Origin of the sequence: Micromonospora craterilacus, assembly GCF_003236315.1 — a bacterium.
Classification (GTDB): Bacteria; Actinomycetota; Actinomycetes; order Mycobacteriales; family Micromonosporaceae; genus Micromonospora; species Micromonospora craterilacus.
In genome coordinates, this window is record NZ_POTY01000296.1 from 1 (window position 1) to 7,546 (window position 7,546).

The window sequence follows — 7,546 nt, forward strand, 5'->3', positions numbered from 1 at the left end:
GTCGACGGTGGTGAGGAGGGTGGCCAGGTCGAAGTCGCCGTCGTGGCGGGTGCCGTTGACGAAGAGGGTGGGGGTGGCGTTCACCCCGCTGCGGATGCCGCCGACGAAGTCGTGCCGGATCCGGTCGGCGTTGCCGTGCCGCCCGATCTCCGCGTCCACCTCCTCGACGGGCAGGCCGAGCTGCTCGACGCCGACCGTCAGGTGCACCGGGTCCAGCTGGTCCTGGTGCTCGAAGAGCCAGTCGTGCATCTCCCAGTACCGGCCGCGCCGCCCGGCGGCCTCCGCCGCCTCGGCGGCGCGTTCGGCGTACGGGTGGAGGTTGGCGATCGGGAAGTGGCGGTAGACCAGGCGGACCGTGTCGGCCCGTTGGCGCAGCACCTCCCGCAGGTTGGCGTGCGCGAGCCCGCAGAACGGGCACTGGAAGTCGCCGTACTCGACGATCGTCACCGGCGCGTCCGCCGGGCCCCGGACGTGGTCGTGGTCGGTGACGGGAGTGCGGAGCCGCGCAGTGACCTGCAGTGGCGTGGTCAGCCGATCGGTCATGAGTGCCAGCCTCGTACCCGGCCGGGTGAGGACGGCTCACCCGGCCCGGGTGGTCAGCGCAGCACCGGGGCCACCGCGATGTGGTTCTGCACCTCGCGGATGCCCGGCGCGGACCAGACGACCCGCTCCACCTCGGCCCGTTCGGGCATCGAGTGCACCAGTCCGCCCAGCAGCACCGTGTCGCCGTGTACGCGCACCGTGACCTGCTCGGCGGCGGTGGCCCGGTTGCGGGCCAGCGCGTCGACGATCCGCTGGGCCAGGGCCCCGCCGTCCGGGCGGACCGCCGGCCGGACGGTGATCCCGCTGCTCACCCCGCGTACCCCGGTCAGCCCGCCGACCGCCTGCTCGGCGGCGCGGCGCTGGTACTCCCACTCGACCTCGCCGTGCAGGGTGACCCAGCCCTGCGAGACGGTCACGTCGAGTTCCTCGACCGGCACGAACGCGTGCCACAGCAGGGCGTGTTCGACGGCCGTGGCGATCTCCGGGTCGGTGCGCTCGGCACCGGTGACCAGTCGTACGGCGATGTCGTTGGCGACCGCCCGGACCTGGTTGACCCGGTGGGTGGCCCGTTCCGCCGCCCACTTCTTGGCGTAGCTGTCCACCCGCCCGGTCAGCGTCACCACGCCCTCGCTCACGGTGACCCCGATCTCGTGCGGCTGCACCCGGGGCTCCCAGTCGAGTTCGTCGAGCACCGCGGTCTGGATGTCCTGGTCGGTGCGATTGATCGTCGAGATGCTGGCCATCGGTCGCTCCTCTCTCGGCAGCGGTTCGGCGGCGGTGCGGACCGGGACGGCGGCCCACCGTGGAACGAGTTTGGTTACCGATCGGGTGATCCGTCCTCACCCGGACCGGACGAGACCATGGGAGCGCACCCGGCTTCCTCGCCAGCACCACCGGCGCCAACAGTCCACCCACCACCATCACCTGCACCACCCGCTGACCGTCCACACCGCGGCCAGCACGGCGGGCCCCGTCCGACCGGTACCGGTCGGACGGGGCCCGTCGCTCGGTATCGGGTCAGCGGTCGGTCTCGGCGGGGGAGTCGGGACGTTCCACGTCGACGAAGTCGATGTCCTCGACGGCCCGGTCGTGACTGCCGGCGGCCCGCGCGGCGGTGCCGGCGGCCCAGCCGATGGCGGCACCGACCAGGGCCGCGCCGACCAGCAACGTCCAGGGCAGCGCGGGACGGCGGCCGGCGAGCGCGTCGAAGGCCCGGGTGGCCCGGTGGCGGGCCTCGTCGGCGGCCGAGCCCACCAGGTCACCGGCCCCGTCGGCGAGGCCGGCGGAGGTGTGGCGGGCCGAACGGGCGGTGTCGCGGATGCTGTCCCCCGCGGTGTTGACCGCCGAGACGAGGTGCTGCCATGCCTGGTCTGTGATCCGCTCCGGCTTGCTGCGGCGCTCCAGCAGGTTGGTTCCGATCATGGTGGTTCCCTCCTCGACGGTGCCGAGGCCGGTGCCCACATCAGACCTCGGCGGTTTGCCCGGCGTGCGGCGGTTCGCCATCGGAGGCTGTGCCCCGCCGGATGCCGCCGCAAACCCCGGCGGAGTTCTCTCGCCGTGCCGGTCGCCGTGATGCTTTGCACATCTGGCCGCCCCTGGCCGGCCGAGTGCAGGTCGGGGCGGTTTTCCGGCAGGCACGCCGAGGTGCCGGATATCGGACGGGTTGGCGCCGGCCCGCTACCCTGGTTCGTCGGTGTGGGTGATGAGCTAACGTCGAGTGGTAGAACCTGAAAAGTCCGGATATGGGGGACTTGGCGTACCCCTGTCCGCGAATTGCTCATCCCGAGGGGTGGCGACCGAGGCCGTCGGAGGAATACTCTCGGTCGCGGCCCGCGTACTGATGAGGCGCCCGTCAGACGGGCGAGTGGAGGTGCTCGCGTGAGCCTGTCGATCCTGCAGACGGTTCGGCCCGGTGGTGTCATCGAGATCGCCCCGCGGGGCGAGATCGACGTCGACACCGCGTACGAGGTGAAAGAGGCCATTGCCGAAGTGCTGGCCAAGGGGCGTCCAGCCCGGATCGAGCTCAACATGCGGCTGGTCACCTTCATCGACTCGGTGGGCATCAGCGCGATGGTCGCCGGCTTCCAGACCGCCGAGGTCAGCGGCGTGAAACTGGTCGTCACGGAGCCGAGCCGGTTCGTCCACCGGCAGCTCTGGGTGACCGGCCTGCTCGGCCTCTTCGGCGCGCCCGAGCCCTACTACGCCGGTGCCGCCGCGACCCCCGAGGTGCTCCCCGGCGCGTGACCGCCACCGTCCCGGTGCCACCGCGTCAAGGCGCATGGTGCCGGGACGACGTGTCCGTGCGTGGCGGGTCGGGCAGACGCACGACGCCGGGCGGACCGCCCGCTACGGCGGCCCACCCGGCGTCGACGTGGGTCAGTACACCGACAGGTGGACGTGGTTGGTGTGGTCGCTGGACGGGTCGCCGCGCCCGCTGTTGTACGCCCGCCACCCGCTGCTGGGCAGCCAGATCTGCTTGTACCAGATCACGTAGAGCACGGCGAGCCGGTCGGAGTTGTTCACGAAGTACGCCGCCAGGTTGTTGCCGTACGTCCGGTCGCCGCCCGTGGCTACCCCGCCGAAGCCGTTCTTCTGGGCCGCGAAGTCACAGGCCCGACCCTTCGGGTGCTCGCCCGAGCCGCCGGAGCGGTAGCAGGAGACGTACCGGGTGAAGCCGGCCGCCTTGGCCTGGTTCAGCGCGTGCAGGGTGCGCGGGGTGATGCAGCCGTTGGCCGGGGTGGGGTCGTCGACGCTGCACGACTCCGCCGGCCACGAGCCGTCCGAGTTGCGGGGCGCGGGCTTGGCCGTGGGGCTGGACCCGCCGGTACGCGCCGGAGCGCGGTTGGCCCGCTCCGCCGCCTGAGCCCGCTCGGCCGCCTCGGCCCGCTCGTTGGCCACGGTCAACGCCCGCTCGGCCTGCTCCTTGCGTTTGGCCATCACGGCCACCTGCTTGCGCTGCTCCTGAATCTCGCCGTCGAGCGCCTGCTTGGTCCGGCTGATCTTGTCCCGGGTGGCCTGGAGGTCGCGCAGCGCCCGCTCCTCGTTGGCGGCCACCGCATCCAAAGCCGCCGCCCGGTCCATGAAGCCCGCCGGGGAACCGCTGTTGAGTAGCGCCGACGCGGCACCGAGCCGCCCGCTGCGGTACGCCTGTGCGGCGATCTGGGCGACCTTGGTGCTGCGTTCGGCGAGTTGGCTCTCGGTCGCCTTGAGCTGGTCGGCCAGCTGCCGCTGGCGCTTGACCGAGCGGTCGAGCGCGGTCTTGGCGTCGAGGTAGCCCTTGCTGGCCGCCTCCAACTGGGCGCGCAGCGCCGGGGTGCCGCCCTCGTCACCCACATCGTCGGGAGGTGCCGCGCGCAGCCCCTGCGGCGCGGCTGCGGCGGGCGTGAACGGGGCGAGCGCGACGCCCAGGGCGACGGCGAGCGCCGCGGCGATCAGGGCCGCCATCCGGGCGGCCGGTCTCACGGTTGCCACTGCTGGCATGCACATGTCCTTCCGTCAGCCGCCGACCGGGTTAGCTGACGGGTTCGGGACGGAAGATCCCTACCGCGCGGACGCGGATGCACCCCAGGAACATGGTTCCCCGGTTCGCCCTGGCGGGCGATTAGGCGGCGGCCGCCGCCGGCACCGGTGGGTGCCGCCTGGCGGAGGCCGGGTCAGAGCCTACCGGTGCTGGTGGGGGCGGTGCAGCCAATGTGACTCCTGGTATTTGTTTCACTACCACTCGACTGCTCCGCAGGCCCCAGGATTCGCTCCCGGCTCGATCTGCAACGTGGCGTGTTCGATGTGAAAGTCCTCGTTCAACGCCGCCCGGGCCGCCGCCAGCACCGCGCCCACCTCGGCGCCGGGTGCCATGGTCAGGTGGGCCGAGGCCACCTCCATGCCGGAGGTGAGCGTCCAGACGTGCAGGTCGTGGACGCCGGCCACGCCGGGCACCGCGGCCAGCCGGTCGTGCACTGCGGTGACCTGGAGGTGCTCCGGGGCGGCCTGCACCAGGATCCGTAGCGCGGCCCGGCCGAGGCGCCAGGTGCGGGGCAGGATGAAGGTGCCGATCGCGACCGCGACCAGCGGATCCGCCCACCACCAGTCGGTCACCGCGATCAGCAGCGCCGCCCCGATCACGCCCAGTGAGCCGAGCAGGTCCGCCAGCACCTCCAGGTACGCCCCGCGCAGGTTGATGCTCTCCTGTGCCCCGGACCGCAGCAGCGTGAACGCGGCCAGGTTGGCGAGCAGGCCGAGTATCGCCACCACCAGCACCGGCCCGGCGAGCACCTCGGGCGGGTTGCCGAACCGGCGTACCGCCTCGACCAGCACGTAGACCGCGACGCCGGAGAGCAGCACGGCGTTGGCCAGGGCGGCGAGCACCTCCAGGCGGTAGAGCCCGAAGGTGCGCTGCGGGTAGGTGCCGGCCCGGCGGGTGGCGGCGATGGCGGCCAGGGCCATCCCGATGCCGAGCACGTCGGTGAACATGTGCCCGGCGTCGGAGAGCAGGGCCAGCGAGCCGGTCCGCAGGGCGGTACCCGCCTCGACCAGCATCAGGACGCTGAGCAGGGCGAACGCCGCCCACAACCGGCCGGAGTGGCGGTGCGCGGCGTTCGACACCGCGGCGTGGTGGTGGTCATGACCCGCGCCCACGCAGACACCTTCCGTCGTCCGCCGGACCGGGGTCGGATCTATGCCAACATCGCTATGTATGCAACCGTCGGGTCCGCCCGGTCGAGCCGGGTCGGACGGGTCAGCCGGTCGGGTCGACCGTGGTCAGCCGCTGGGTGGCCCGGGACAGCGCGACGTAGAGAGTCCGTACGCCGGAGCCAGGCTCCGCACGGATCTCACCCGGTGCGACCAGCACCACCCCGTCGTACTCCATGCCCTTGGCCTCCAGGCTGGTCACCACCTGGAGCCGCTCCCCGCCGAGCCCGCCGAGCCAGGCCGCGACCTCGTCCCGGCGCGGCACCGGGGTGATCACGCCGACCGTGCCCTCGACGTCGCCGAGCAGAGCGCTCGCGGCGCTCACCACGCTGGTCTCCAGCTCCGCCGCCGGCACCACCAGCTGGACCGGGTCGACCCCGGTGGACCGGACCGCGGTGGGCAGCGCGAGATCCGGGTACGCCCGACGGATCTCGGCCGCCGCCACCGCGAAGATCTCGGCCGAGTTGCGGTAGTTGGTGGTGAGCGTGAAGCGGTGCCGCCGGCGCCGGCCCAGCGCCTGGTCCCGGGCCCGGGACAGCTCCTGCGGATCGCCCGTCCACGCGGTCTGGGCCGGGTCACCCACCACCGTCCAGGACGCCAGCCGCCCGCGCCGGCCGATCATCCGCCACTGCATCGGCGAGACGTCCTGCGACTCGTCGACCACCACGTGGGCGTAGTCCCGGTAGTCCTCGGGGCGCTCGCGGGCCGCCTGCCGGGCGGCCCGCTGCCGGTCGGCGAAGGTGCTCAGCTCGCGGACCCCGCCGGCCAGCTGGAACGGGTCCCGCTTCCGGCGGGCGGGCCGCATCGGCTTGCCGAGCAGCGCGTCCAGCTCGTCGAGCAGCGCGATGTCGGCGACGCTCGGCCCGTCGTCGGCCAACCCCCGGTACGCCGCCACGAGCAGCCGGATCTCGGCGTTGGAGAGGATGCCGGCGGCGTACCGGCGCAGTCGCTCGGGATCGGCCAGCCAGCCGAGCACGTGCCGGGGATGCAACCGGGGCCACCAGACCTTGAGGAAGTCCCGGAAGTCCGTGCGGTCGATCAGCTCGTCCTCGAAGGCACGCTGCTCGGGCAGCCCGGAGATGCCCAGCCGGCGGGCCTGCGACCAGAGCGCGGCGAGCACGCCGTCGAAGCCGGCCCGGCGTACCTCGTTGCGCCGGGCGCCCCGGGGCAGCGCCCGGTCCCGGATCGCGTCCAGTTCGGCCCGTTCCAGCCGCAGCAGCTGCCCCCGGTAGAGCAGGCGCAGCTCGGCCGGGGAGTCGGGCACCGCGTCCCGGGCCGCCCGCTCCAGCACCCGGCGCATCCGCAGCGAACCCTTGACCGCCGCCACCTCGGGCCGATCGGGGCGCCGGGCCACCAGCCCGGGAAAGAGGGTGCCCAGCGAGTGCAGGGTGGCGGTGTTCTCACCCAGCGACGGCAGCACCGAGGCGATGTACTCGACGAAGACCGAGGACGGGCCGACCACCAGGATGCCGCCGCCGGCGTACCGGCTGCGGTCGGCGTAGAGCAGGTACGCGGCGCGGTGCAGCGCCACCGCGGTCTTGCCGGTGCCGGGGCCGCCGGAGACGACGGTGACCCCGGAGCCGGGGGAGCGGATCGCGTCGTCCTGCTCGCGCTGGATGGTCGCCACGATGTCGCGCATGCCGCGCCCGGTGGTCCGGGACAGGGTGGCCAGCAGCGCCCCGTCGCCCACCACCGGCATGTCCGGCGGCGCGGCGTCCGGGTCGAGCAGGTCGTCCTCGATCCGGGTGACCCGTTCCCTGCTGGACTGGATCGTCCGACGCCGCACCACGCCGAGTGGCTCGGCCGGGGTGGCCCGGTAGAACGCGGCGGCGGCCGGGGCCCGCCAGTCCACCACCAGGGTGCTGGCGTCCTCGTCCCGGATGCCGAGCCGCCCGACGTACAGCACCTGCCCGTCGTGCAGGTCGAGCCGGCCGAAGACCAGCCCCTCGTACTCGGCGTCGAGCAGGTGACGTCGCTGCGCGGCGTGGAAGACCATCGCGTCGCGCTCGACCAGCGCGCCGAAGTTGCCGACCCGGGCCAGCCGGTAGCCGTCCCGTTCCGCGCGCACCGCGGATCGGCGTAGCTCGGCGAGTCGTGCGTACACCCGGTCGAGATGCCGTTGCTCGGCGGCGATCTCCTGATCCAGGGTGCTCTGGTCCACCGCTCGCTTCTCCTCGTGACGCCGCCCGGCCAACCGCACGAGATTACGCCCCACCCCGAAGATGCAAGGAAGGGCACCTTGTTAACGCCGGCGGTAGAGCAGGGGCCCCTTCTTAACGGCGCGCCCGCCGGGCGGCGGTGCCGGTAGGGGTGGCGG

The 7,546-nt window shown here is 73.1% G+C and carries 7 protein-coding genes and 1 riboswitch; of the genes, 1 reads left to right on the forward strand and 6 read right to left on the reverse strand.

The window, feature by feature from the left end; all coding sequences use genetic code 11:
• The 3 genes from C1I95_RS30120 to C1I95_RS30130 all read right to left on the reverse strand — a co-directional run.
• A partial coding sequence (locus C1I95_RS30120) for a DsbA family protein (RefSeq protein WP_111218990.1) occupies positions 1-531 on the reverse strand: 531 nt, incomplete at its 3' end.
• Between the two features lie 65 nt (positions 532-596).
• Positions 597-1,286: a BON domain-containing protein gene (locus C1I95_RS30125; RefSeq protein WP_111218980.1), complete on the reverse strand. Its 690-nt coding sequence runs from the start codon at positions 1,284-1,286 to the stop codon at positions 597-599.
• Positions 1,287-1,560: 274 nt separating this feature from the next.
• Positions 1,561-1,965 carry a hypothetical protein gene (locus C1I95_RS30130; protein ID WP_111218992.1) on the reverse strand — a complete coding sequence of 135 codons (405 nt, stop codon included), beginning with the start codon at positions 1,963-1,965 and terminating at the stop codon, positions 1,561-1,563.
• A 456-nt stretch (positions 1,966-2,421) separates the two neighbouring features.
• On the opposite strand from C1I95_RS30130, the gene C1I95_RS30135 reads away from it, so the two are divergent.
• On the forward strand, positions 2,422-2,787 hold the full coding sequence (locus C1I95_RS30135; RefSeq protein WP_111218982.1) for an STAS domain-containing protein: 366 nt from the start codon (positions 2,422-2,424) through the stop codon (positions 2,785-2,787).
• Between the two features lie 132 nt (positions 2,788-2,919).
• On the opposite strand, the gene C1I95_RS30140 is transcribed toward C1I95_RS30135, so the two are convergent.
• The 3 genes from C1I95_RS30140 to C1I95_RS30150 all read right to left on the reverse strand — a co-directional run bounded on the left by C1I95_RS30140 (position 2,920) and on the right by C1I95_RS30150 (position 7,390).
• Entirely contained in the window at positions 2,920-4,023 is a 1,104-nt protein-coding gene (locus C1I95_RS30140) for a coiled-coil domain-containing protein (protein ID WP_111218984.1), read from the reverse strand.
• A gap of 4 nt (positions 4,024-4,027) precedes the next feature.
• Positions 4,028-4,161, reverse strand: a riboswitch (cyclic di-AMP (ydaO/yuaA leader).
• 96 nt (positions 4,162-4,257) lie between these two features.
• Positions 4,258-5,175, reverse strand: coding sequence for a cation diffusion facilitator family transporter (locus C1I95_RS30145; RefSeq protein WP_111218986.1), 918 nt, complete (start codon positions 5,173-5,175; stop codon positions 4,258-4,260).
• Between the two features lie 100 nt (positions 5,176-5,275).
• Positions 5,276-7,390, reverse strand: a complete 2,115-nt coding sequence (locus C1I95_RS30150) for a HelD family protein (RefSeq protein ID WP_111218988.1) — start codon at positions 7,388-7,390, stop codon at positions 5,276-5,278.
• Between the last annotated feature and the right edge of the window lie 156 nt (positions 7,391-7,546).